Here is a 24,909-nt window from a genome sequence, read left to right as displayed (position 1 = left end):
ATTGAGACTGACGCAGAGAAGCATTTTGAGGCGGTTAGAAGCCAAAAAAGAGCAGAACGCAGAGCTTATTGTAAATGAGGATGTTATCCATTTGCGTTTATCTTCATTGGTGCTAATGAAGATCACTCATTATCTGAAACGAAGGAAAAAAATACCTTAGTCTGATCGTAGGTAAATACATGCTCCGCAGCCTCACAGACTTAAGCTTTTTCGTTCAGAACTGGTTAGCACTTAACTTGCAGGCACACTGCTAGTGAACTAACTTAACATTATGAAAAAGATAATTTTAGTTGCAGCCACGCTAGTAGGTATTGCAACTTTTAGCGCTCAGGCACAAACAAGCGGATCAAGTGGTAGTAACAATAGTACCGGCAATGGCAGCACCGGATCTACTTCCCAGAATGGATCATCGACCAACAGTGGTAGTAACGGCTCGACCACGGGGTCAGGGTCAATGAACAGCGGCGGTCAGGGAGGAAACGGCAAGTCCAATCGTTCAGCTACCATGAGCAATGGCTCTACCAACAATGGTAACCAAAACCAAGGTAACAGCTCAATGGGAAATCAGGGTAGTACGTCGACGTCTAGTCAAGGTGGCGCATCGAGTGGTGGTGCCCGTAAAGGGAAGATGAGAAAATCTAGTTCGACTACCTCAAATCAATAAAGAGAATGGCTTGAGATAAATTCAGAGCTAGCGTTTTGACACCGCCCGAACCAGCAATAGTTCGGGCTTTTTTGTGCTGTATGCGCGCGTTTTTTTATAAGTGTCTAAATTGTCGCAATTACCATTTCCCATATAGCCGCAAAAACACTTAAACTGAATAGTAGTGGCCGTTTTTACCCGTAATGGTAGCACTCTTCAACAATATAAATGAATAACTTTTATTTGTTCTTTAAATTCATCTTCACCTTGTATTGAACCTATTTCTACAAGCATAATATTTTCGACTAATCAATTATATAAATATATAATTGATTAAATTGCAGTATGTCAGCGAGAGATAAAAAAGCCTTACTATTTGATCCAAGCCAACCATCCACACATCGGCGGTTGTATCGAGTCATTAAAGCACTGCCAGAGGGCATTTATGCAATAGATATTAACCGCAAGCGATGGACAGTAGGACAGGGGCAGCGGGGCTATTACTGGGGCTATCTCGTAGTTGAGGTTGGCAGACTGATCGGGAAGGATCGAGACAAAACGGATAAGATATTGAACGCGTTATTTCTGTCAGAGTCGTACGAAGTAGCCGGGGAAACAGTGGCTGTAGTTCGCTCCCTTTCGGATTTAGATCCGGCAGCGGCATCGATCTACTTTGAAGATATTGCTAACTGGGTCTGGGTAAAATTTAACGTTCGACTAACTGAACCAGATCCAACCAAGCGAAAGAGTTTAAAATAGGGTAGGTTGAATAGGTTAATGGTGAAGTAATCAAGCAAAAGGCCGGATCTAGTCCGGCCTTTTCTAATTGTCTTCTTCTACGGCCCCAAATAATACTTGTAGAGAGGCGATATAACCTGAAGCTATTATTCACGTGTTAAATGTCCTTGGCTCTACTTCCTGTATTAGAATTGATAAAGCGTGAGGGACGTTATTACCACTTTACACTGGCAAAGGAGTCAAACTCTTTCGCGCTGTGCCAATGGTTCCTATCTCTTCTGATTGCTGGTTTTCCTCCAATACCAGTAAGGTAGCTGCATAGTATTCCCATGCGGGCTTAATAGCCAGGTAGCCGATCGAACGTCGTACTAGATCAGGTATGTCTTCAACCTGCACCTTATCACGAACCAGTTGAGGAATACTTTCCCGTACATACGTGCAGATGCGATTATCAATATCCGGCTCGGTTAAGTCGGGACGTACCCGCTCAAGTGCGGACTGCAAAGAATGACGCTGGGCGCGTCTAATTAATTTAGTGACTAGGTTCATCGCTGTTTTGGTTTGATAGCCTTAAAATGAATTTACGGGGCTAGTAGTAAGGAACTAGTGTTGCTGTACATACATAGCCGGGAATATAGCCGCTGATCTTGTTGAGGTAGAAATAACTGTTGCTAAACACCAGACTGCCGGCTCTGACTTGCTTGATTTGGATAGGGCGCATTAAATCGAGCGTCGCAACATCTTCAGGTGAGAGGTAAACGGGTATAGCCAGTGAGCGGGGCCGACGAAGCACTCGTTTTAAGCCAGAAAAATAACGTGGTATCAAGGTTTGCTCTCGTTGAGAAAACACCCGATCAAAGGCTAGTGAGAAGTTGTTCGCAGGTGTTTTAACAGCTACCGGTCTAATACCCCACCAGCAACCCGTTAAGCGTACCGGATTCTTTTGAATTGTGTTGTCGGGCGTGATCATACTGGCCAGCACTTCGACCGTAACACTGGGCTCAATCAAAACAAGCCGGGGCGTTGTGCTGCTGCGTTCAACGGTGCGCTCACTACCTTTACCTGTTACCCGGCGGGTTCTGATTAACACCAGGCTTCCGTAGCCAGTAACCTCTTTGTCACTGTTCTGGCAAGCGGCAAATTCAAGTTCGAATAGATCCGAGACGGTTGGCAAGTTTCCAGCGGTAGTCGTTATCACTCCATCACCGAATAAGGTTTTTAACGGGTCTCGTTTTCGGTTTGAACTACTAATTTTGGCGGTTGAGATCTCCGATAGAAAATCAAATTCTTTCCAGCGTACGTTGTTGCGCTGCCCGTAGGGCTCAAGCGTCACGGCCAGTTCGGGTTCATCGGATTCCTCGACCTTACTGGACCAGTCGATTGCCTGTCCCGTATTGGCGATGACTGAATCCAGCGGGATTAGTCGGACGGTTTTGCGCATCTCATCCACTTCATAGGTGGATGAAGCCATTAGGGCGAACGTGACCAGTAGATCCGCGCAGGTGAGTTCGGGCAGATTACGCGAGACCAGCCACGTATCGCCAGGGCGGATAGCGGAATCAGGCGTAAACGTCACGAAGCTGCTCTCGGGATCAACTGGCACCGAACCGGTGAAGTCCGCTACAATCGTGCGTTTTTGGGCGTAGAAGCGAATGGTTATCTGATCGCCCGGCGCACAGGTAACGTACTCATCAATACTAAGTATATCGGGCTTAGTACCAGAGGGATTGTAAAAGCCGCCAACGGAAAAGTAGCTTTCCGCTACGATCTTACCGTTCTTTTGGATTTGCAGGGCCGCTTCCATCGCCCCATAACTAACCGTAACCCCAAAGCGCTGGCTTGCCTGAACGTGAAGTCGCATGGCCGTATCAGCAACGTAGGCTTTAAGGGCAGGCCGAAAGTTGTTTTTGGCTCCGTCATACCAAAGTCCATCTTCTGACGCATCCACAATAAAGGGTATGGGGTTCATTTCCATACGCCTACTCGAGGTAAACACATAGAACGGGGGGTGGTCAGCACCGGGCGGGCCTACCGTGACGCGGGCAGTTCGGGCTTGCACCCACTCGTCGTCCTGATTATTGGCTTCGTCATCGACAAAGGGCACAGCTAAGCGCTTGATTAGCTCGTCCTGTAGCCAGTTACCAGCTGGCCTATAGCCCGATTCGACAAACATCTGCTCAATGAGCGTATGCACGTAGACAGCTGGAAAGATAGCGTCGTCTGCAAATGTGTCGGCATCGTACGCACCGTAATCGACCACCGGGTAAACCACGCCCTTCGCGGCTCCGGCAAGGGCTGATATACCAGCAAGCGTCCACTTATGATCAAAGCGGGAAAGGTCCAGATCGCGAAGCGATTTCTCGCCAAGCACTTCGAATAGGGCCTTCTTAGTCTGGTAGAGATTCACCGACCAGCCGCCTTTGAACGACTTCAACTCCGCTTTGCCGTAAAAGACAACTTCACCCTCTGAGACCAGCTTAGCATCAAGTGGGATGTAGGGATAATCGCCCCCCGAATCAATTTGCTCAGCGTTCTGGGTAAGATCACGCATGAGCATCGTATCAGGCAGCGTAAAGCTATTTGAATACGTGAGCTGGATCGTGTCGGGCTTGGATAAGTCGTTCGCCTGAAAGTTTAGACTTACATCGACCTCGGCTACCCAGGTGTTGTTCAAATGGAGGCCATCTTGCATTACTATTTAACTCTCTGATTTTGTGTAAATACCTATTCTTTAGCGTCAATAAGATACTAAATTATTGACATATATCATTGAATACCAATAATATATCTCGTACTTTTTTTGCATTTCGAGCTAGTCAGTAGTCTAGACGACGACGTTTTTGCATTGGTATTGTATGAAGTCTGACGCCTCCCCGCTTAGGTGAGTCATATTTGGTGTAAACAGCACTACGCACAGCGTCTAGTGCATGATTATAGGAATCGATTGGCGTATTTGTTGCAAGCCCACCGGCCATAATCCATTGATACTTCCTGATCTCCTGGCGAAGGTTTATACTGCGCTTGGTGTAGTGTACAGTGTACTCACTTAATTTCTGAATACCGGCGATAATTGAGCCAGCTCCTTTTGTGCAGGCGCTTATGTTAAGCCCTGACAGCCATTCTCCAGCCTGTGTTGTTGCCCCCCGGCTTATTTCTTCAATGCTCTTGGGCTCTGCGCTATCGGCTATTACCTCTTCGGACTTCTTTAAGCCTACTACATGCGCCCGTTGAAGTATATCAAGATTAGTTAGGCCCCGCTCATAGATCAACTCGTCCAAGTACATATCCCTGCCGTTTATGCCAATACGCACAAGGGCTGTAGGATCGTTGGAGTAGCCAAAGTCCAGGCCGTAGAAATTAACATCACAATGCGGAAAGTCGTCTACCTCAATCCAGTCGGGATAAATTAAAGCCTCTGAAGAAGGCCTAGGGTCTTGCTGATACAAGCTATTAAACGAAATCGGGCTATCTTTCCTAATTGCCTCCATACGTTCCTGAGAATGACGCTCAGGCCACAAAGCCTCGTCTATTCCTCTGTAATCATAGGGTACTATATCCGCTGTTTTTAGGGCCGGAAAGCTGATCACTTCCCAACCTTTAGGATTTGAGGGAGAAAAGTAATTGTCACGCTTTAGAAACCTGGCTGCGGGATCGTCCTCATCCCACCGAGTCGTCACATAAAGCAACTGGCTGTGGTTGTGAAAGCGCGTTTCGACAACATCCACCAACCAATTCCAGGTGTTCTCGCGAATGGTCATGCTTTGAGCCTCGAGTCGATCTTTCAAAAGGTCGTCGAGTATAGCAATATCAACCGGATCTCCGGTAAGCGGCCCCTGTCTACCGACGGTCTTCAGCGAACCACCATAGCCAACAATATCGAAACGTTCTGTTGTTCGGGTAACGGCCTCATCTTTGGCAGAAGCTAGACGGACATGAGGGAATAACGCCTGATAACGAGGGGAGACTATACGTTGCTGAATCTCGCGGTTGAATTCTTTAGCCTTTGATGCCGAGTAACTAAGTACGGCTACTCGAAGATCAGGGTTTACGCCAAATAAATAGGCAGGTAATGAACGCGTAGATAACTCGCTCTTGCCATGCTGAGGGGGCATAAATACCATAAGCTTCTTGATATCTCCTGCCGCAAAACGTTGCAACCGATCACAGATCACCTCATGAAACCAGGTCATTTGATAATCGGGCTTAAGTTGAGGAACGAACCGGCCAAAATGACGACGGGCTTTTTCTCGCTTAATCTGCTCTAACTGAATTAGCTCAAGGGTTAGCGGTTGCATTGTTGATCTTGGCTAGTAGTTCATCCTGTAGCCGATTTAGCTGCTCATCGCTCAGGGTGCTTAGATCACTGTGATCGATTCGCCCCGAATGTTGATGTTCTATCTTATCCCGCCAGTCGTCAGGCTGCCGGTTTTTAAGCCAGTTTAATGCGGCTCCAGCGTCGGGAGGAAGATGCTTAGTAACAATCTTCTTCTTGTATGAATCCTCCATCAGTTCGCTGTCGGGTAACGCTAGCAATAGAGACTGTCCATCTACTTTTTCAAAGGTCACTTCGTTGTAATTGTAGCCCGTAGCGCGTTTAAAGAAGCCTTCAGCTACCCGCATATCAGCACCAGTCTTCCCGGCTTTGACTGAGGCCGAAAAGTCAGGATACTTCTTATACCACTCCTTGATGGTAGACTCGGCTACGCCCAAATGCACTGCTAATTGTGCATCGGTTGCCCCCTTCAGCAAACAAAACAACCGGGCCTCCTCATTGAAGGCCGGTTGATACTTAGTAGGGGCTCCCATTTTCTTATCAGCCATTGGTATAGTGCGATTCACCCTCTACCTGCTCGGTGGGCAGCGCTAGGTAAGGAGTGTAGTTAGCCGAAAACTTATGCCCCAGCTCCCACTTAAAGCGCCCGATCATGGCCAGCGCATAGCCTGCTGCTTCAAATAGTACATTAATCGTTGTTTGAGATTTAGGCTGGTCCCATAGCTTAACCTTCAACTCGAATGAACCAAAACCGAGTTGAATATTATGTTTGACGTAATAGTCATACTCTTTATCTAGGGCGAGCAGGCATTCAGTACTATATTCTTTATTGCGGATTTTTGCGTCAAGTGTACGTTCTTCCAAATCTTCGTCAGTCGGCACGCTGGACCGAAGAATACGGGTGATGCGAATAGGTTCTTTCTCAAGATCTGGATAGGTCTCAACCAAATAAACCTCTATGGGCTGCCCCTCAACATAGGGGTTAGGATTGTTAAATAATGTTTCGGCGAGGCCAACCGCAGCTCGGCGGGCATTCAGGAGGTTATTATCAAAAAAAAGCCGCTGAATATAAGTCCCTGTGTTGTCGTCGCCATAAACTAGGTAGGCTGGTGTAAGTTGTGTTTCCAGTATCATTTTTAGCTGAATTTAGTGCGCTGCGTGACGCTTTGTTACATACGCAATATAATCAATTATATAAATATATAATTGATTATTACACTCTCATACTAGTTATTTGCAGATTGACTTTAATATTGAAGCATCGTAAATACAGTTATACTCTTCAAGCAGCGAGGAGGAAACCCTTGTTGCTTAAAGCTAAAAATTCGACTGTAAATAATAAGCTGTAAATGCTGACCAATCAAGTGCGTTACTTAAATTTATTGTTCACACTCTATAGTAAGTTATTCGAAAGGTAGCGTAAGCGGACTTTTCGGATAACTTACTAATCAATCAGCTTAATTAGATTAATCTGTTTAATTAGTTTAAGGAAGATAATATGCGTCTTATAATATTGACTGTCAAGGTATTAAAAGACTATTTCGGAACCACTGACCCTATGTATCGGAACCACTGACCCTATGTATCGGAACCACTGACCCTATGTATCGGAACCACTGACCCTATGTATCGGAACCACTGACCCTATGTTGTTAGGGCTTTTGACTTAATTGCTTTGGGTGGCTGTATTGTTACCCGATCCGAGTTATCGTGTGTAAGTCCGCTGTAACCTGAAATGATTCCGGCTCGAACAAGCTTATCAAGGTTATTACTAAGCTGCTTAGTTGCTTTGCTTGGCTTAATATTATCAGTCTTGTTATAATCACAAAGATCAATCAAGAAGCCCCTATCATATTCTATGCACTGTGCCTTGTCTTGAAACTGGTTGAACCTAGTCTGTATCTGAAACCCTAAGACAATAGCTTTACTATCTTTATTAGCATCTAAGTGAAGTAAGCTATCAAAATAAATGCTTGCTCTTTGGCCAAATAAATGCGGTTTGCCTGGCAGTAGTTCCCCAGAAAAGCGAGTAATGACAGACTTATCAAAATGAAGATTTTTGTTCAAAGACTCCTTTGGAATAGACTGGTATTCTTTTTTAACTGAGTAGGTAGCCTCTAGCCTGAATAATTTAACTCCCTTCTCCTCCTTAAGCACGGCTCTGCCTCGGCCGGTCTTCTTGTTAACCTGTTCTCCTATAATGCTTACTGTAATTGACATCGACGCTAAGTATTCAAGTACCTCGCTAAACTCTCTTCTTTGTTGTGTATTAAACTTACCTTCTCCACTGGGCTTTAAAATTAGCTCCATTAACTCACTGATAGGCACATCACGATAAATTGAGCTATCACGGATGTTAGCCCATTTCATCAAAGCGAAGAATGTTTGTAGGACTTTGGCATCCTTTAGCTTCATTAGCTTATCGGCAAACTCTTCGGCCGTTTTGATGGCTAGTTTATCATGATCAAAGATAAATTCTGTTTCAGTTTCTCTCCCTTGAATCTTATAGGTGGTTTTTCTAGTTCTTGGATTAGGGCTACTACCTTCATATTGAGCTATTGCAGTTGATCTATTCGCTCCCTTTGTTGCCCGGCCCCAGTTATCGGCTACAAATTTTGGCATACTCCATTCTGTGCTAGGATCCAGTTCTTTACTGTTACTAAATAGCCTTCTTGTCCTATTGTCAGCTCCAGGCTTATCTTTTTCCTGTTTCTCTACTGATACACCTCTTTCTTTATCCCTCTCTGCTAACCGCTCAAGCTCCTGTTTATTTACATCAATGTACCAAGAAACAGCAACTTCTAACGCAAGTGAATTTAAAACTTCACTCAGCAACATACTTGCCATTTCGTCACTAATAGGTCCTATCGTCCCGCTTTCCCCTTTGGTATTAAGCCCGTAAGTGAGTGTATAGTAGTATTTATATCTATCGCCTGGCTTAGTGGTTTCGTCTGCGTCGGTGTAATGCAAATTGACAGAAGCAATTACTTCCTTAATTAAAGGTAATACCTCATTAACTTGCCCTTCCAAGTTTGGGAAGCCTTCCGTATCCCATATACCAGCCTTGATTTGCCAGAGAATATTAAGGATAAACTCTTTAGCCTCCATTCCCCGAGGCAATAGCTTAAATGTTGTAATGTCTATGGGTGGTTCAGCGCGGAATGTGTATTCAACTCCAGATACGGGATCTGTACGTTTTATTTCAATGGGTACTACTTGTTGATAATCCATGATTTAAGGTTAACGGTTTGATGACTGGAAAGGAAAATTCGAGACTATGGAAGCTCAGAATATCGCAATTCTTAAGACTCAATCTATTGTGTTGATCCGAGTTCAGTTTCCGCTGCTTAGTCTACACATAAATGTGAAGTCCATATATTGCCCGTCAAATACAAGTAGCGCTTTTGGTCTAGGACCATACCTGTTTTTAGCTACTGTCAGTTCACGATCCTCTGTTTGTCCAGGAGCAAAAGCTGTTTTCTCGGCGTCTTGAGGTTTGCCAACAGTGAGTGCCATGTCAACAGTGTACTCAATTGAGGCGCTGCCCAGAAAACTAGTTAAGCCTTGTTCTTTCTGGCCATTACGACTTTGGTGTGATATTAGAAGAAAGGTAGCACCAGTCTGATCGCACATGTTACGTAGATTGAGCATGATATAATCAATTTTTTGTTTGAGTTCGCGCCCATACTTCTGATCAACCGGAATTTCATGAAGCGAATCAATAATTACTAGTGGTGGCTTACCATACAGTTCAGTTATTCGATTCAGTTGTCGAATCTCTTCTGCAAAATCGAAGATGGCATTAACGGACCCATTTGTTCCTTTTTCGAAAAAATCTTTGGTTTCTCGGATTGTAATTCGACTAGAGGCCTTAGCAATTGTTTCTTTAGCTTTGACAAATTGTTGTAGGTCATCTTCCAACAAAGACTCTGGTCTTTTCTGTAATTTTTTAAACTTAATCTTTCCCACTCGCTGGAAGAGTCGAGTGACCAACTGAGCCTTAGGCATTTCAAAAGAATAGATGACAACTGGTCTTTCATCAATCGCTGTATCGAACCCGATCTGCAAAACTAAGGCCGTCTTTCCACTACCCGGTTCCCCACCAACAATGACTATTCCGCGTAAGCCATCCAAGTCTTCATCAAATTCTTTAAAATATGTTTTAAGTCCATCTCCCTGAGAACCCATTTGTTGGCAATATTCCTCTAAATAATCTTCTAGAGTAGGCCATTGTGATTCGATAAGGGGCGTTTCTAATAAGTCATCAAGTTCAGTGGGTATTTGTTCCATTTGTCTTATTGTTATTGTTAAGATCTTGATCCCAATAAGCTGGGTATCCATTGACTTGGCCACTCCATTTTATCAGCCATTCATTTACATCTTTGCAATCGGTGGGTAATGTCTTGGTTGAAGCTGAGATTCTCTCTGCAAGAAATAAAGGTGCTAGTTTCTTAACTGCTTCCTGGCCAGCACCATCTGAATCGAGAAAAAAGCAAACCTTGAGCCCCCTAAATAATTTAACCCATTCAGGCTTGAAAAGAGTAACACTATTGATGCTTACAGCAACCCCCCCCTTTTGAGTAATGGCCATTGTATCAAAGGCACCTTCGGTTAAATAGATTTTACTACCAGGCGCTAAATTCTGCAATACATCAATGTTGAACATTGTTGAAGGTGTTCGCTCACGCAAGTATTGATACTTCCACCCGTTGGTACTTGGGTTGCCGATGCAACGGGCTTGAAGATTGACGATCTGGTTATTGAAATAATAAGGAATTACAATTGGGTGTTGAAAGAACATGAAACCTTTTGGTGAAAAAAGTCCCGAAGCTTCTAAATCGGTGCGACTATACGTTGAAGTCAGAAAGCTAGCCGTTGCCTTTACGTCTGGAATGACAAATAAGCCGAAGTGCCGAATTGTCTCTAAGCTAAAGGCCCTACCAGTTAAGTAAGTTAGTGCTTGCCGCTTTATGTCAGTAGCTTGATATTGCTTACAGAAGGCTTGCAAAGACGAATAGATTGGGCTAAATTGTTCAGAAGGTACAGTTGGCTTTTCATTTTTAGTTATAACTGGCTTAGCTATACGTTGAGTTATACGAGGTTGGCCGTCAACAATACCTAAATATCGGCTTTTCATTTCTCTTACTGCCTCTGAGAAACTTAAGCCATTGCCTACACTTGTATAGAGATCAATTGTGCTACCAGTTTTACCACAACCAAAACATTTAAACCGACCATCTTTGGGATATAGTTTTAGGGAAGGCGTCTTTTCATTATGGAAAGTGCAATGGATTAGGTTTTGCCTATTGACCTGTCGACCTAGATCAATAGCGATCTGAACGATGTCTAATGCTTTCAGGTCTTCTAATATGCGATCCTCCGTAAACATCCCTATGTCTTTAAAAAATCAGATTGCTATTTCTTGTTTTATCGTCAACGGAAATCTCTCCACGTGCGGGAGAGTTTGATATTTCACCATTTTTTGCCAGACAGTCGGAAACCAGACGCTTTTTGAAGTCGTCGGCATCGATACGTGGGGCTTTATGAACGGTTAGAGAGAACAAGGCAATTACCAGTAATAACGGTAATTCTGATTATCAGTTAGTTATCTTCCTTTTTATTTCCTTTTGCCAATTCGCGCTTATGGTTTCTTACCAAATTGGCAACAATTTCGCGCACCTTGTCTGACATATCGATTTCGTTGTCTGCGCACATTGCCTTAAAGTCCTCTTTAAGTCTTGGACTAATCTTAATATGTAAGTAGCTGGTTTCCTTTGCCATACCCTTCTAATTTGTAATACCCAAACATAAAAAAACATATTAACAATGTCAACACAATTGTTGTATTTCCAGCGTCAACACGTTAACTTTACACACGTTAAACGGTCGTTCAAGGAGTGTAAAATATGGTATTAAATGGAGCAAAATCAGGTTCCGATAATCTGCGACACCAACATATGGTATTACATAGCAAGTGGGCAAATCCCTGAGTCTTCGCTTGCAGATAAGTATTTAGTTGGGACTTTCTTGACTGGTTACGAGCTATGCACAAGCTTTCATCTTGTCAAAAATTACGATCATATTAAGCAAGCTGTATCAGCTTATGTCAAAGCGCCTATAATTACGACTACACCTGTGGATCATATTAGAGCTATTTCGAGTTCGACTCATGATGCTGACGAATGGGATATTCTAAGTGATGTATTAACAGCGATATTCAATTTAGAAAAGCTACCCGATCCACATGGCATAAAGAAACTCCTTGAAAACTATGAGGAAGATTTAATTAGAAAGAACAATCATTTAATTAATTCAGCAAACTCCGTCCGGGAGCAACTACAACGAGTAGGGCGAGGTCAACACAAACGCTTAATGAATGACAAGGCGGCTAAAGATTACCATTTAGAACTCTCCAAGGAAGTTATTACTAACTACATGGGCGGCCTTGTTATAGATTGGCAGGCCTTCGATCTGTTCCTCGTTGCTTTTGACGAATGGTCTAGACAATTGTCAATTCACCCTTCCATGGTTATCAAGCCTAATGATTGGGTGGATTTATTAAATCTAGTATATGTACAACCTGGGTCATTGTACTGGACAAAAGATGAGAGAAGAACTAAGAAATTTGTTATTCAACGAGGATACGCACACTATCTAGTGAATTAGCAAGCATGGCTAAAAAATCAATTCAATTAATAAATGGTCCGGTCAAGTACGTAGCTTACTACCGGGTATCTACAAAAGAGCAAGGCGGGTCCGGTTTGGGCCTCATGGCTCAGCAAACCGCCGTAGCCGGTTTCGTGAAAGGGGTTATAGTTGCCGAGTACACTGAGGTTGAATCCGGCAAGAATAACCAGCGCGTTCAACTGGCAGCGGCCATTGACCGGGCAAAGAAAGAGGGGGCGGTTTTAGTGATCGCCAAACTAGACCGTTTAAGCCGCAATGCTGCTTTCATCTTTGCGCTAAAGGACTCCGGCGTAAACTTCCAGTGCGTTGATATGCCGGACGCTAATACGCTAACTATCGGGATCTTTGCGACGCTGGCACAACATGAGCGCGAATTGATCAGCTCGCGCACAAAGGCCGCTTTGCAGGCTAAAATAAGCCAGGGCGCAACGCTAGGCAAACCGGAGAACTTGACCGCTGAGGCTCAATCCAAAGGGGTAGCGGGCAACGTAAAGCGGGCGGCAGCGAATGAAAACAACCGGCGGGCCTCCTCAATGGCTCAAATGATGCACAAGGGCGGGAAGAACTACACACAGATTGCTGAAGAGTTAAACAGCGCAGGGTTCCGTACCTCAATGGGTTTTCAGTTCCAGGCTACGCAGGTAATGCGATTGCTGAAACGGACTAAGACAAATGTCTAACTTTGCCGGACAAAGTTCTTTTTTGAGATTTCACCTACGGCTTATTGTCGTATCTGAATGCGAAAACTCCCCATGCAGGTAAGCCCCGGACATTTAGTAATAAATATTTCACTAATCGGGGGATTGAGCTATTAAGAACTAACACAACACACACTATCCACTAAAACAACATGAGCTTAGCAACGGAGAAAGACGAGGTTTTGTCCTGGCTAAAGGACAAACGCGAGGTTGATCTAACCGACTTTAATTTACATCAAAAAGACAGCCCAGATAAGCATTTTGTCGATCTGTTTTACGTGCACCTTATTGAGCTTACTTCGTCTGGTTTCGTTGAATATGAAACAAACAACGATCAGTTAATTGACTTTGAGCGAACAAGTATAACCCCCGCTGGTCATGTCTTTTTTGTGAATGGAGGATATGCCGCTATAGAGCAAAAAGAGCAGCGAGAACAACGGCAAAAGAGATTGAAAATGGTTTTTGAGTCCAGTTCCGCTATAGCTGCTGTAGTGGCTGCTTTGGCTGCCGCACTTACGTTTATACTAGCCCCTAGCGAGAATGATGTAAAAACGTTGCAGTCTGAGGTCCGTAGCTTGAATGCGCAAGTAAAGGCATTGCAAAGAGCAAACCATAGCCCCTAGTGTAGCCTTCTGTACTGATTGCTGACTAGAATGTGTAACGGATTAGACGTTGTACCCACAAAAAGGTACAAGGGGCTATACTTTCCCTGTATCCTTTCAATGTAACTGATTATCAGACTTTTAGAAAAATTGCACCCCTTTTTGTTACAAATTTGTTGATTGCTAGGTAATTGGCTAAAAATACCCCCTATTTTTAGGGGGGCTTTCCTCTTTTGCCCCCGCCCTTTAGCGTTTTAGAAATTTCCACTTTCCACGTTGCCGAATATATGAAAGCCCGGATCAGTTATGATCCGGGCTTTGCTTTTATCTATTCACAAATTGATTAGGGCCGAACCAGCTTGATTTGTTGGCGCTGAGTAGCCGTGCTTACATCCAAGAGAAGAATACATTGTTCACTCCCCAACGGCAGGCTTTCTCGCTCTTCTGAACCGACCTCCGCCATGAAGTAAATTAACTAGTTTTGGCTATTTCAGAATGTATTTAATGACAATGGACATCAGTACTGTACCATTTACAAGTATTATCGTCGGATAAGGCACATCTAAACACGTAACCATCTATGCATAACTCATCGCCGCATTCACAGTTATCAATTGATCTTCCCTCAGATTCAATAAAAGACCGTAATTTTTGTATCTCTTCACTTACTATGAGAGAGCCAATTACCTTCTGCCCGTTTTTTAAAGTAAAAGTCGAAGTCTTTTCCATTTTTATAGAGAACTTTTATATTATTTGATCAAAAACGCAAATTATATATGAAAATACTATATGTAATATGTTTCGCATTGCTATACCTGTCTTTAAGCATTTCAAATGCTCAAATTCCAAATGACACTCTTCCAAGCCATAAGCTACCGCCTATTGAAGCAATTTATACAAATATTTTACCTACTGAGTTAACAGTAAAAAAGCTTTGTGAAACTGACTCTGGACGAAGAATATTAATAAAAAATCTTGACTCACTTACACTTCTTGATATTCGCTATCAGTGGGAGGGGAGGAGAATGCAAAAGGAACAAGATATTCCTGACACGTTCAATTCTTACCTTGAACAACTATTTGAGTTGAGATGTAGTGGCACGCCAGGTTGGATATTTAGTTTTGAGCCTCGGATGGGCTTTTTCTATTATACAGGAACTCTTGGTCAGCCGCAACGGATTGGGTGCGCAAGTGCAGGCGATGGAGGCAATGACGATGATTGTAATTTAACTGTCAACCTAAAACTCCCAAGTGGATGGCAGGTGTGTAAAATATTATATAAGCAACGGCAGAGGAGGCATGGTAAACTTGCAATCACACCAGCGTATTGGCTTGAAGACGACAATTCAAACAATCCAAAGTTTGGGGGATATCAGCTTCTATTTACTGGGCACGGTGATCGAGAGAATGCCTCTTATTTTTATCTAAATGACGTTAGAATTTTGGCGCTTAAGGCTAATTTAAGTAACAACGATCGGTCTATGTGTGGATGCGATATGCCACAAAAACCTAAACCTGTCATTGCAAACTATCCCAAGCCCAACTCTCCACCTGCTCTAGCAAAGATGAATTTAAATCTTGCTAATAAACGAGAGAACATGATAGATTTATATATTTCAAATGCTGGAAATAAAACTGGCAGAATGTATTATAGAATTGATGTAGTTACCGATAAAGGACTAGAAAAGCGTTATATAGAAGGATATGCAGATGTAGATCCTAACACCGTATATCATCAAACTTTACATGAGTGGGGAGCAAAAGGATGGAAAATAGTTTACCGAAAAGCAGAATAGTTTTAACAAAAGTATATAATTCTATACAGGCATAGTTACCCAGCGGGGCAATTACATGTAGGTACACGAATTAAGCCAGCTTGCGTAACTACCCCTTTTATTCTTTTGCAAATTATTTTGCAGATTCTTTTGCACTTTTTCTAGCACATTTCGCGTTCTTTACATGAATACAAAAATGAACAATCGAATGAACGCAGAAATGCACGTTTGACTGAACAGGATTGTGTGCTGTTGAACTGTTATGTTATGTTACTGATATTATAGATGGAAACTGTTATTAAGAAAAACCCTAGCGATATTGCCGAGGCAATGGCGCAGGATGAAAAAAAGGTAGAAGAGTATGTTCGATCAGGCGATAAGACAAAAAAGCCCGAAGGAGTCAAATTTGTCAAATTATTTACCATACCCTCTCATAAGTGACGAGGATGGTTTTTTATTCACTACTGACGCGGGTATTGAGTATCGGATATTAACCCGCCCCGATGCTGACTATTTCCCAGACTTAGAGTTTGCTGAGTCAATATTTTCGTTCTCTTTCTATCCGGCCAATAATGCCGAACCCTCCAAAGAAAGCGACCCTCGTATTGAGTGTACTGTAATTTATGCACTCGTTCTTATCTTCGACTCCCGCCCCGACGTCGTTTTGTCGTTTACGTGTAGCACCAAGGACGGACGCGAGCGGCATAGAAGTATCTTGTTCGGGAAATGGTTCAGTCAATACGGCGGGGGTTACACGCGTATCAAGCGCTCAAATCCCCAAACAAGTTTCTACGCATACACCATTTTCTTAGCGGATCACCCACACTCTGAACAAATCAAAGAAGAGTTCGAACGGGTGTATATCAACAAATAGCCCGCTGCCTGTTTAGCCTCGCCAGTTTCAAAAACGACCAAAAACTGAATACTTACGCATACTGAGCCGATGAACGCGAATGTGCATTTGCTCAGTATGTTCATACGCTTGTTCGCGAGTTGTATCTTTTCTGCATCAAATAAAATACGCCTTAACACTGCATATCAAGCTAATAATGAGGGCAATTTATTAACTTCGCCGCCTTTCACACCTTGATAAATTACTAACAGTGAGTTTTAGTAAGTGGCTGTTCTACACAGTATTCATGGGCGCTCTACCGTTCATTATAAGGTTTTCTTTCTATGTTATAAGGAAAGATTTAGACTCTACTTATATCATAAACGCTATTGATATGGTCACTTTCGGCCTAGTTCTTAACATTACAAATCTTAACGACCTCGAAAAATGGGATAATATTGAGGAGAAAACTAAAATTGAATATAGGCGAATCTCATTAGGGTTAATCGTTTTTTTATCTGCCTTTCTTGGCTTCACATATGTTGCTGATTTAGAGAAAACTAATATCTATGACATTTCTGTTATAAAGGGATACATGGCCTTTTTTGCGGTTATCTCATTGATATTCATAGGGTCTATCAATCTGCGCTACAGGAAGGATTGACTGATGATAGGACTAAACGTTTTAATCTTCGTTGCTATAATTTTTGGCTGTTATGTTTTATATGTAACAGCGGGAAACTTATGGCATGTAATGAAAGCTCGTTCCCAAAATGAGAATGTTTTCGATCTTATAATGGATCGGATTGGTGGTCAGGTGATGTTATCTGCTTTAGTGGACAGTGTTTTAGAAGAAAAAACTGTGAGTTATATTATAATTGACCCTAAAGGAGAGCAAACAGCAGTAGCGTCTGAAAACTACTTCCGTGAATTGAACATTTCTTCTGCTTGGGCTGCGCAGCTCATGAAAAGCGGTAATCATTTTATAAAACAAAGGCTATTCTTCAGTGCTCTTGTTCCTCTTCAATATTTTTTCATGTCTAAAGGTGTTGATCCGCTTAATGTAACTGAACTCGCTTACCGTTCAATTTACGACACTTTTAAGGCTGTGCTGTCATCAAATAGCTCTTTTAATGTAAGTGAGTACATGCTTGCAATGGCTCAGATGCATTTTAAGTATTACGCAGATAGACAACATATAAAAAGACTTAAGGAGACAATGAAGCAGATAGAAGAACGTAAGTCACCTAAAGGCTTCTACATTAGTAGCGTTGCAGATAAGATAGAGTTGGCAGCTATTGTTAATAAATTATCTGAAGAAGAAAAAAAATACATTCAATTATACCTGAAGAGACTCAACATTAATGAAATAGCCCTTGAAATGAATATAACACCACAAACTGTTTTAAGAATCCGCCGAAGGTTAGCCTCTCGGTTATTATCAACCATAAAACTCAGGGAAGGTAAATAGTACTACTTTTCTCTAATATGAATGTAACTTAATTATACTAACTATTGATTAATTCACTACCAATATCTCATCCCAGCGCGTTGTATAGCGCTTACTTAGCCATTCCCGTTTCATTGGCCAATCAGGGTTAAACATTTGGCTAGCCAATCTCAACTTATCCTGACCAAAGCGGTAGTTGAGTTTATCAACAACACCTGCCAGCTTGATTAACCGCTCGTTAGGCCCCTCGGTAAATATTCCCCTGCTGCGATAGTCAGCAGGTACGAAGTTGGAAAGGATAACGCCAGTCTTTTTGAAAGTGTAGCCAAAGGCAAAGATTGAATCGAGCGCTTCTAATGCGTACCTGAGTATCTCGGCGGTGGTGCTGGTGGGGTGGGGCAGATCAATACTGCGCGAAGCATAGTATTGCTTCGAAGGCAGATCTGTCCGGCCGGGGGTCCGCCTGAATTTATTGGTGTGCAGAAAGACTGTGATTGTACCACAAAGCGAGTCCTGCTTGCGTAGTTTCTCGCAACACCGGGCCAGGTGCGAGCTGAGGGCATCAGCAATAATCTTCTGATCCGGCACAACATCCCGAAAGCTAGGGCAGGAGCAAATCGACTGCTTGGGCGGGCTGTCTACTTCGAGTATCTTACGGGGCATACCCCGCAGCTCATACGCTAGCCTGAGCCCGTTTACAGTCATAACCCGATTAATCCACTCGTCGTTGACGGATCGTAGTTGCAAGGCCGTTTGTACGCCGATAGCACGTAGCTTCCTGGATGACTTATAGCCCACGCCCCAAAGGTCTGACACGTCAAACGTAGCCAGGGCGCTACTTATAGCCTCTTCGCTATCGAGTACGCAGACCCCGCCTAGTTCAGGGTTCTTCTTGGCTAGCCGGTTAGCTACTTTGGCCAGCGTCTTTGTGGCCCCAAAGCCAACGCACACGGGCAAACGTAGCCACTTCTGTATAGTTTCCCGAATTGCTTTGCCTAGACCGCTGTAGCTAGGGTATAGCCCCTCGTAACCGTCAACCAGTAAAAAAGCCTCGTCGATACTGTATACCTCTACATCGTCAACAAACTGATTCAGTAAGCTCATTAGCCGCGAGGAGGTATCGCCGTAGAGAGTGAAGTTTGCCGAACGAACTTGTATCTGGTGCTTATCGATCAAGCCTTGCACCTGGTAGATCGGAACCCCCATTTTAATCCCCTCAATGGCTTTAGCCTCGGCAGAGCGGGCAATGATACAGCGGTCATTATTACCCACCACAACCAGTGGCTTGCCCGTGAGGGTGGGGTCGAAACTGCGTTCGACAGAGCAGTAGAAATTATTGGCATCAACTAGGGCGAACATAGCGGGGCGGTCTAGAAACGATGTAAGTCACTACGCCAAGCACTTCAAACTGATCGCCTGTGTGCACGTAGATAGGCGCGTAGGCTGCGTTGCTGGATTCGAGCATAACCAGGTTCGTATCGACGCGAACAAAGCGCTTAACGCACCATTCACCATTAATGGCCGCAACGATCACTTTGCCGCTGTCAACGTCAACGGACGAATCAACAACCAAGATAGAGCCGGGATAGATGTAGTCGCCGGTCATACTATCGCCTGACGCTTTGACAAAATAGGCCGTTTCATGCCTGGGTACGCAGAGGTCATGGAGGTTAAGCCGCTGTTCAATGAACGGCTCAGCGGGCGAGGGAAAGCCAGCTTTAGCCGGAGACATAAACAAGGGTATGGCCTCATTATGTCCAGGCGCAAGCCGAAAAATATTTTCTATGGGGATGGTGTCTAATAAATCACTCATAGCGTCTTACATAACGTATAAAGATGCTATAATATAGTTTTGTTATATATGTTGCAATTATATTAGGAAGATAAGATTCTTTTTTAATAGAAATGAGCGTTTGCTGTAATAAATTTCACCGAATTGAGGCGTTAACATTTAACTGTTTTAGGCATTCATCACCCAAATTTTTTGCTGATAGGCCAACTGCAGGGTACTACTATTTCTTTAGGGGCATGCTGTTTCAAAATGTTGCTATTCTTTATCAAGCAGTATAATATGTGATTGGTGATAATCACCGCATGAAGAACCGCCGATTAATAAATACAGGTTCATACAATGCTTACGGTTAATAAATACAGATTGATATATAGAACATATTAAAATATTGTTGCCTGCAAAACGATCACGTATGATAAGGTATTAAACTAAGATTGAGTTTATTACTGATCCATTATTACAAGTCTTTCTCTAACAATTCTATCAACACCACAATGAAAACTATTTTACAAAGTCTTTCTTGGAGCCTATTACTTCTAGGCTTTCTACTTATTCAGTGTCAAAAAAAATCAGATTCCCTCATTCCAAAAAGTTCTGTTACCACTCCTACAAAGCCGTCTATCTCCGGGATATCCATTGTTTCCTCGGTATTTGATGCGACTACTTCAACCTACACAGTGACTGTGCCGGCAGGTACAGACGTACGGGCAATTAGTCTGAGTTTCGAGTTACCATCTGGGGCAACAGTCAAGCCAGCCTCGGGGAGCCAGCAGAATTTCACCAATCCTGTTACCTACACGGTGACGGCTGAAGATGGCAGCACGAAAGCGTACACGGTAAAGATGGCAATAGCTTCTGCGCCTAGTGCAATAGATAAACAGATCACCGCCTTTACGTTTGAGGACCTCAACCCGGTCGTATCTGCTACAATTAACCAAGCTACTCAAATAATAGAGGCTACCGTTCCAAGCTTTGTCAATATAACTTCGCTTGAGCCAACCATTACTATCTCTCCCAAAGCCGTTGTTTTTCCCGCGTCAAAGAGTCGGCAAAACTTTACTAATCCAGTCAGCTATACAGTGACAGCTGAAAATGGTAGCATTCAGCGCTATGAAGTACGAGTAACAAAAAAAATCGCAGTAGCATCGATTATTCAGGAAGTCGTAGCAGGAGGGGAACGTAGTTTTTTTATAAAATCAGACAACAGCTTATGGGTAGCTGGTTGGGTAAGGGCTTCAGGTGATGAAAATCAATTATATAATTACCGAACAGCACCAACCCGAATCATGGATGACATCAAAACGGTTTCGTCTGGCTATCTTCATACGCTTTTTATAAAAACTGATAACAGCTTATGGAGCACAGGTTCAAACGAAAAGGGCCAATTAGGTGATGGTGCGACTAATCTATACACAGAAAGGAGCGTTCCTTTCAAAATAATGACCGATGTCAAGGCAGTAGCGGCGGGCTGGTATCATAGTCTAATTATTAAAATGGATAATAGTTTATGGGTAGCCGGCTCTAACGACAAGGGAGAATTAGGGGATGGTTCTACGTACGCAAGTCGATCTGTGCCTATCAAGATTATGGACGGTGTTCAGGCAGTGGCTGCAGGTACTGCTTTCAGCCTTATTCTAAAGGCAGACAACACACTTTGGGCTATGGGTGACAATCAGAAGATTCAGTTTGGAGACGCTAATTTACCCGCCCAAATAACAAAGCCAGTTCAGATTGCATCGAACGTGAAGGCTTTTGCGGCTGGTTCCAAACATATACTCATTTTAAAAGCAGATAATACCCTTTGGGCGGCTGGTGATAATACATTTGGACAGTTGATGAGTGGAATTACTAAAGACGGTCCTTTCCCCTTTTTTCAGGTAATGGCGGACGTTAAGGCAGTTGCGGCTGGTGGATCTCATGCTATCGCTTTGAAGACAGATAATACGCTTTGGGCGGCTGGCTCATTAGGAAGAAAAGCAAGTGAACTAAACATCCAGGTAAATGACTACATTCCTGTAAAAGTTGCTACCGATGTCAAAGCTATCTCGGCTGGTGGCGGTCATACTCTATTCATAAAAACTGACAATAGTGTCTGGAGTATGGGATATAACTCATATGGTCAATTAGCAAATGGTTTTAGAACAGGTTATAGTACAAGTCCCCAACGCGTTACTCTGCCCTAAGAGAGTTATTCGTTAAGGCTACCTTTCCTGCAAACTAACAATTATTTACTGTCCCTTATGAGCGGTCGTTAGTTTGTGGGAAAGTAGCAAATCGAATACAAACATACTTAAGAGAATATAGCCCATAGTCGAGTAATTATTACGCAGGATCAATATAAAAGCTATGCACAATCTTGAGACCTATGGTCACTGATTCGCCTGATCAGCTTACCTCGCATTAGGATACAGTGAGTAGACCATACCAATATTTCAACATAAAACGGACCCATATTCAGCACGTCTGGTGACAAAATTGATACCTCAATAACAATTTATTTCTGTGTATGTTGAAGTCTTGATTAATGCGATTCAGTAATTTCCCCAAGCAGATTGATTAGGTACCGGGGGGATCAAAAAAATCGAAGCCTACCCCGGGGGTTAAAGTCAGCAGCCCCCGACGTCGCTCGCGTCGGCCGAAAATAAACATTGAGTACTGCAGTTGAGGAGTTATGAAGCATGAGCTGCTCGACGGAGACAAAGCATAAGAGAGCTCTATATAAATATATAAATGATTAAATTGATAGTAATAGTTTGTTAAACTCCTCTTATCTGATGTCAGCTTGCCCCTAAGATGAACGTTACTTCTCATTCTTATTTAAGAACTCTTCTATTGCTTCTATGCCCAACTGCTTGATTGATTTCTTCGACTTAGCTGAATAAATCTTAAGCCGCTCCATCAGCTCTTCTGGCATCCAGAAGTTTACATGTGATTCCTTTTTCTTCTGACCTTGTGTAGTCGTTTTCACCGGCGCGGGGGCTGGCTGAGACTCTACTGGTCGTACCTCCTGAATGGGTGTTTTTGGTGGTTCTGATTTAAGGCGTTCCCCTAGCCCTTTTAATGAATCTTTATATTGCTTACTCATTGCTTTAGCTCGATCGTAAGTAGTTGAAACGCTTCGACCCTTCCCCTATGCCTTCTAATACAAAATGACAACGGAAAGGATTTAATGAGGCCAGTAATCTTTTAAGTCAGGCTGTCTAGTATTTCACCCGCGAGTGAAATGATCTCCTCTTTGGCTCGTGAATCGTCAAGCCCGAAAACACCCTGAGTCACTGGCGATCGGGTGTAGCTGACTCGCTGGCTAATCGCTGAAGAAAGCACTGGAATCCTGTACCCTGAGAGTATTTCCTTTACTTCCTCGGTGATGCTGGTACGAGGCAACACCATATTAAGCACGATGCCTGCCTTGAGTGCTGGCTTGAGATCCATACTTTGCCGTAGCAGGGCGATCGTAGCCCGAATGGCCATTGCATCCAGTATACCTGCTTTGGTTGGCACAAGCACGAAATCTGAGAGCGCAAATAGTTCGCTAAGCCGGTTAGAGAGGTAAGGAGGTGTATCAACAATTACTAGATCATACCCTGTGAGATTACCCTTTAGTAAACTGTCCAGCGGAACTACGTCAAGGCCAGTCAAGTATTCGTTCAAGTCCGAGACCGAACCTTGTAAGTCTGCATCGACGATGGCCACTTTTGCTGAGTCAGCAAAGGCAAAGGCCAAGTTAATCGACAGTGTAGTCTTTCCTACCCCGCCTTTCTGATGAGCAATGGTGATTACCTTCATAGGGGCAAGTATAAGGTTGAAGAATGGATCATACATAAAAAAGTATTTATATAAATTATCAATTATATAAATATATAACCACTAACTTTACATTCTGGTAGTTGAGTAATAAAGAACATAAGAGCAATCTAGCCTAAATGGAAAGGTAAGTTTGTTAACCTCACCCATTCTCGGCGGAGGGCTTTTCAGTTTGTCTGGAAAATCTTGCGTACGAAAATCGGTACCAATTTCTTTTCTGGTTTTTAAACAATTAGTAACGAAATCTTCTAATCTTCTACAGAAATTGGTCATTCTGAGAATCTGGCCGGTTTTTCCTATTGATATTATTTCTGTAAATAATCGGAAAGATATTTTTATTTATACGTATTTTTGTATTGCAAATAAAAAAAGCCGCATTGGGCTTGCAAAACCCAAATACGGCTTATTACACCGGTTATTCTATTTGATATGATGGTTTAACCACCAGTTCAATAGAACGATCAACACTTGAATCGCATACCCGATTAACTTTGGCCAGTCGAGAGGGGATGGATTCAACACAGGAGTCGTCTTAGAAGGTCGACTTCTAAGGGGGCGGGGCACATAGCTCCGCCTTCTTCGTTTGCTTCTCATTTAAAAGAACTTGCGCCTACAACTAGGCAATACAAAAATAAGCAACTTTGCTAATACATAAGCGCAGTAGTTGCAAACTATTCCTAATTACTATAGCTATATTAAGGGTACAGACATCTCTTTAAGTGGAAATACTTAGGCTTTCTATGGTAATAATACATATCGCCTATCACTTCTTTAAACCGTCGTCTGTGTTCATATAGACGATGTCGTAGTTGGCTTTATGCTGAACTGTATAGTAGAGCAAGTACGACTAAGCAGGCGTACTTGCGAATTCTTCTAAAAGTTTCAAGTGCCTCCCGTATGGTGTAATTTAGGTTTGCTGTCCAACGGATCAGCGTCTGCCTCGCATAGCAAACTGGACAGTGTAGGCAAATTCTTATTGCTACTGCCCAGCAAAGCCTCCCTGATTTTGAGTGGTATTCCAACTCGGATGGCCTGGAAGATAGTGTTGCTCTCAAACATCAACTTTTCAGCATATAGGTCAATGGAGACTATACTAAAAAGATTCGACTAGCTCATTGGATCGTATCCGGCTGGGGAGGAGTACGGGCTAATCAGCCCACAACGCTATCCGAACACCTGAACCAGGCACTAGATGCCAATGGGGAACGCCCTTTAAAGGGCGTTGCGAGCTATTCGAAGGTTTTATCCTAGTAGCCTGTAATCAGTACGCTATCTATGACGCTAGGGTAGCCGCCTGCTTGAATGCCGCTCAACTGCTGATAGCCTTAGAACGGCCTATCTTTTTTCACTACATTCCCAGCCGAAACAAAGTCATCCAAGGTAGCAAGAATACAAAAGGGTTTGTGGAGGTATTCTCCAGACAGGAACTAATTAGTAAGCGCGGCTGGTATGAGCTTAAAAAGGGGGAGACATATTTGACTTATCTGCAATTACTACGGTCGATAAAGGAATAGTTGCCAGATGCAGAAATCTATCATTTAGAGATGACTTTATTTTCTCTTGCTCCTGCTCTTTGTGCCAAGCTGGTCAATGGGTGAGTTGGGTAGGGGGGGGG

General features: G+C 43.1%; 22 protein-coding genes. 9 read left to right on the top strand and 13 right to left on the bottom strand.

Annotation, left to right across the window (positions count from 1 at the left end; genetic code table 11):
* The first annotated feature begins 271 nt into the window (after positions 1-271).
* On the top strand, positions 272-664 hold the full coding sequence (locus M0L20_RS29590) for a hypothetical protein (protein ID WP_248480908.1): 393 nt from the start codon (positions 272-274) through the stop codon (positions 662-664).
* 324 nt (positions 665-988) lie between these two features.
* A complete protein-coding gene (locus M0L20_RS29585; protein ID WP_248480907.1) occupies positions 989-1,402 on the top strand; it encodes a hypothetical protein in 414 nt (137 codons plus the stop codon).
* A 201-nt stretch (positions 1,403-1,603) separates the two neighbouring features.
* Here the strand turns inward: M0L20_RS29585 and M0L20_RS29580 are convergent, their stop codons facing one another.
* From M0L20_RS29580 to M0L20_RS29540, 9 genes are all read right to left on the bottom strand, one after another.
* The gene (locus tag M0L20_RS29580) at positions 1,604-1,930 is read right to left on the bottom strand and encodes a hypothetical protein (protein WP_248480906.1); all 327 of its coding nucleotides are present in this window, start codon (positions 1,928-1,930) and stop codon (positions 1,604-1,606) included.
* A gap of 40 nt (positions 1,931-1,970) precedes the next feature.
* Positions 1,971-4,073: a hypothetical protein gene (locus M0L20_RS29575; RefSeq protein ID WP_248480904.1), complete on the bottom strand. Its 2,103-nt coding sequence runs from the start codon at positions 4,071-4,073 to the stop codon at positions 1,971-1,973.
* Between the two features lie 124 nt (positions 4,074-4,197).
* Positions 4,198-5,676 (bottom strand): terminase large subunit, encoded by a 1,479-nt coding sequence (locus M0L20_RS29570; protein ID WP_248480903.1) that lies wholly within the window; start codon positions 5,674-5,676, stop codon positions 4,198-4,200.
* Positions 5,657-6,202, bottom strand: a complete 546-nt coding sequence (locus M0L20_RS29565; RefSeq protein WP_248480902.1) for a helix-turn-helix domain-containing protein — start codon at positions 6,200-6,202, stop codon at positions 5,657-5,659. Before M0L20_RS29565 ends, M0L20_RS29570 begins: the two co-directional genes overlap by 20 nt.
* Entirely contained in the window at positions 6,195-6,788 is a 594-nt protein-coding gene (locus M0L20_RS29560; protein ID WP_248480901.1) for a hypothetical protein, read from the bottom strand. Before M0L20_RS29560 ends, M0L20_RS29565 begins: the two co-directional genes overlap by 8 nt.
* Before the next feature lie 510 nt (positions 6,789-7,298).
* Positions 7,299-8,885: a hypothetical protein gene (locus tag M0L20_RS29555; protein ID WP_248480900.1), complete on the bottom strand. Its 1,587-nt coding sequence runs from the start codon at positions 8,883-8,885 to the stop codon at positions 7,299-7,301.
* Positions 8,886-8,987: 102 nt separating this feature from the next.
* On the bottom strand, positions 8,988-9,944 hold the full coding sequence (locus tag M0L20_RS29550; protein ID WP_248480899.1) for a DnaB-like helicase C-terminal domain-containing protein: 957 nt from the start codon (positions 9,942-9,944) through the stop codon (positions 8,988-8,990).
* Positions 9,925-11,043 (bottom strand): CHC2 zinc finger domain-containing protein, encoded by a 1,119-nt coding sequence (locus M0L20_RS29545; RefSeq protein WP_248480898.1) that lies wholly within the window; start codon positions 11,041-11,043, stop codon positions 9,925-9,927. Before M0L20_RS29545 ends, M0L20_RS29550 begins: the two co-directional genes overlap by 20 nt.
* Positions 11,044-11,255: 212 nt before the next feature.
* Complete coding sequence (locus tag M0L20_RS29540; RefSeq protein ID WP_248480896.1) at positions 11,256-11,435, bottom strand: hypothetical protein; 180 nt, start codon at positions 11,433-11,435, stop codon at positions 11,256-11,258.
* 135 nt (positions 11,436-11,570) lie between these two features.
* Between M0L20_RS29540 and M0L20_RS29535 the strand changes: the two genes are divergently transcribed.
* The 6 genes from M0L20_RS29535 (at position 11,571) to M0L20_RS29510 (ending at position 17,719) form a co-directional block, all read left to right on the top strand.
* Positions 11,571-12,320 carry a hypothetical protein gene (locus M0L20_RS29535; RefSeq protein WP_248480894.1) on the top strand — a complete coding sequence of 250 codons (750 nt, stop codon included), beginning with the start codon at positions 11,571-11,573 and terminating at the stop codon, positions 12,318-12,320.
* Positions 12,321-12,325: 5 nt separating this feature from the next.
* Positions 12,326-13,021: a recombinase family protein gene (locus M0L20_RS29530; RefSeq protein WP_248480892.1), complete on the top strand. Its 696-nt coding sequence runs from the start codon at positions 12,326-12,328 to the stop codon at positions 13,019-13,021.
* A 170-nt stretch (positions 13,022-13,191) separates the two neighbouring features.
* A complete protein-coding gene (locus M0L20_RS29525) occupies positions 13,192-13,662 on the top strand; it encodes a hypothetical protein (protein ID WP_248480890.1) in 471 nt (156 codons plus the stop codon).
* Positions 13,663-14,417: 755 nt separating this feature from the next.
* Positions 14,418-15,437, top strand: a complete 1,020-nt coding sequence (locus M0L20_RS29520) for a hypothetical protein (protein ID WP_248480888.1) — start codon at positions 14,418-14,420, stop codon at positions 15,435-15,437.
* A gap of 385 nt (positions 15,438-15,822) precedes the next feature.
* Positions 15,823-16,290, top strand: coding sequence for a DUF6169 family protein (locus M0L20_RS29515; protein ID WP_248480886.1), 468 nt, complete (start codon positions 15,823-15,825; stop codon positions 16,288-16,290).
* 712 nt (positions 16,291-17,002) lie between these two features.
* On the top strand, positions 17,003-17,719 hold the full coding sequence (locus M0L20_RS29510) for a sigma-70 family RNA polymerase sigma factor (protein ID WP_248480884.1): 717 nt from the start codon (positions 17,003-17,005) through the stop codon (positions 17,717-17,719).
* A 48-nt stretch (positions 17,720-17,767) separates the two neighbouring features.
* On the opposite strand, the gene M0L20_RS29505 is transcribed toward M0L20_RS29510, so the two are convergent.
* Together M0L20_RS29505 and M0L20_RS29500 are read right to left on the bottom strand one after the other, a co-directional pair.
* A complete protein-coding gene (locus M0L20_RS29505) occupies positions 17,768-19,057 on the bottom strand; it encodes a Y-family DNA polymerase (RefSeq protein WP_248480882.1) in 1,290 nt (429 codons plus the stop codon).
* Entirely contained in the window at positions 19,041-19,511 is a 471-nt protein-coding gene (locus M0L20_RS29500) for a LexA family protein (protein WP_248480880.1), read from the bottom strand. Before M0L20_RS29500 ends, M0L20_RS29505 begins: the two co-directional genes overlap by 17 nt.
* A 473-nt stretch (positions 19,512-19,984) precedes the next feature.
* On the opposite strand from M0L20_RS29500, the gene M0L20_RS29495 reads away from it, so the two are divergent.
* Positions 19,985-21,673 carry an RCC1 domain-containing protein gene (locus M0L20_RS29495; RefSeq protein WP_248480878.1) on the top strand — a complete coding sequence of 563 codons (1,689 nt, stop codon included), beginning with the start codon at positions 19,985-19,987 and terminating at the stop codon, positions 21,671-21,673.
* A 617-nt stretch (positions 21,674-22,290) separates the two neighbouring features.
* Here the strand turns inward: M0L20_RS29495 and M0L20_RS29490 are convergent.
* Positions 22,291-22,575 (bottom strand): hypothetical protein, encoded by a 285-nt coding sequence (locus M0L20_RS29490; RefSeq protein ID WP_248480876.1) that lies wholly within the window; start codon positions 22,573-22,575, stop codon positions 22,291-22,293.
* 101 nt (positions 22,576-22,676) lie between these two features.
* Positions 22,677-23,276, bottom strand: coding sequence for a nucleotide-binding protein (locus tag M0L20_RS29485; protein ID WP_248480874.1), 600 nt, complete (start codon positions 23,274-23,276; stop codon positions 22,677-22,679).
* Positions 23,277-24,909: the final 1,633 nt, after the last annotated feature.

This window comes from Spirosoma liriopis (genome assembly GCF_023196085.1).
Lineage (GTDB): Bacteria > Bacteroidota > Bacteroidia > Cytophagales > Spirosomataceae > Spirosoma > Spirosoma oryzicola.
The sequence above is the reverse complement of the archived record's forward strand: the minus strand, read 5'-3'. Positions and strand labels throughout refer to the sequence as shown.

Coding starts and splice junctions, on each gene's coding strand:
- M0L20_RS29590 (WP_248480908.1), top strand. CDS start 272: ATGAAAAAGATAATTTTAGTTGCAGCCACGCTAGTAGGTATTGCAACT.
- M0L20_RS29585 (WP_248480907.1), top strand. CDS start 989: ATGTCAGCGAGAGATAAAAAAGCCTTACTATTTGATCCAAGCCAACCA.
- M0L20_RS29580 (WP_248480906.1), bottom strand. CDS start 1,930: ATGAACCTAGTCACTAAATTAATTAGACGCGCCCAGCGTCATTCTTTG.
- M0L20_RS29575 (WP_248480904.1), bottom strand. CDS start 4,073: ATGCAAGATGGCCTCCATTTGAACAACACCTGGGTAGCCGAGGTCGAT.
- M0L20_RS29570 (WP_248480903.1), bottom strand. CDS start 5,676: ATGCAACCGCTAACCCTTGAGCTAATTCAGTTAGAGCAGATTAAGCGA.
- M0L20_RS29565 (WP_248480902.1), bottom strand. CDS start 6,202: ATGGCTGATAAGAAAATGGGAGCCCCTACTAAGTATCAACCGGCCTTC.
- M0L20_RS29560 (WP_248480901.1), bottom strand. CDS start 6,788: ATGATACTGGAAACACAACTTACACCAGCCTACCTAGTTTATGGCGAC.
- M0L20_RS29555 (WP_248480900.1), bottom strand. CDS start 8,885: ATGGATTATCAACAAGTAGTACCCATTGAAATAAAACGTACAGATCCC.
- M0L20_RS29550 (WP_248480899.1), bottom strand. CDS start 9,944: ATGGAACAAATACCCACTGAACTTGATGACTTATTAGAAACGCCCCTT.
- M0L20_RS29545 (WP_248480898.1), bottom strand. CDS start 11,043: ATGTTTACGGAGGATCGCATATTAGAAGACCTGAAAGCATTAGACATC.
- M0L20_RS29540 (WP_248480896.1), bottom strand. CDS start 11,435: ATGGCAAAGGAAACCAGCTACTTACATATTAAGATTAGTCCAAGACTT.
- M0L20_RS29535 (WP_248480894.1), top strand. CDS start 11,571: ATGGAGCAAAATCAGGTTCCGATAATCTGCGACACCAACATATGGTAT.
- M0L20_RS29530 (WP_248480892.1), top strand. CDS start 12,326: ATGGCTAAAAAATCAATTCAATTAATAAATGGTCCGGTCAAGTACGTA.
- M0L20_RS29525 (WP_248480890.1), top strand. CDS start 13,192: ATGAGCTTAGCAACGGAGAAAGACGAGGTTTTGTCCTGGCTAAAGGAC.
- M0L20_RS29520 (WP_248480888.1), top strand. CDS start 14,418: ATGAAAATACTATATGTAATATGTTTCGCATTGCTATACCTGTCTTTA.
- M0L20_RS29510 (WP_248480884.1), top strand. CDS start 17,003: ATGAAAGCTCGTTCCCAAAATGAGAATGTTTTCGATCTTATAATGGAT.
- M0L20_RS29505 (WP_248480882.1), bottom strand. CDS start 19,057: ATGTTCGCCCTAGTTGATGCCAATAATTTCTACTGCTCTGTCGAACGC.
- M0L20_RS29500 (WP_248480880.1), bottom strand. CDS start 19,511: ATGAGTGATTTATTAGACACCATCCCCATAGAAAATATTTTTCGGCTT.
- M0L20_RS29495 (WP_248480878.1), top strand. CDS start 19,985: ATGAAAACTATTTTACAAAGTCTTTCTTGGAGCCTATTACTTCTAGGC.
- M0L20_RS29490 (WP_248480876.1), bottom strand. CDS start 22,575: ATGAGTAAGCAATATAAAGATTCATTAAAAGGGCTAGGGGAACGCCTT.
- M0L20_RS29485 (WP_248480874.1), bottom strand. CDS start 23,276: ATGAAGGTAATCACCATTGCTCATCAGAAAGGCGGGGTAGGAAAGACT.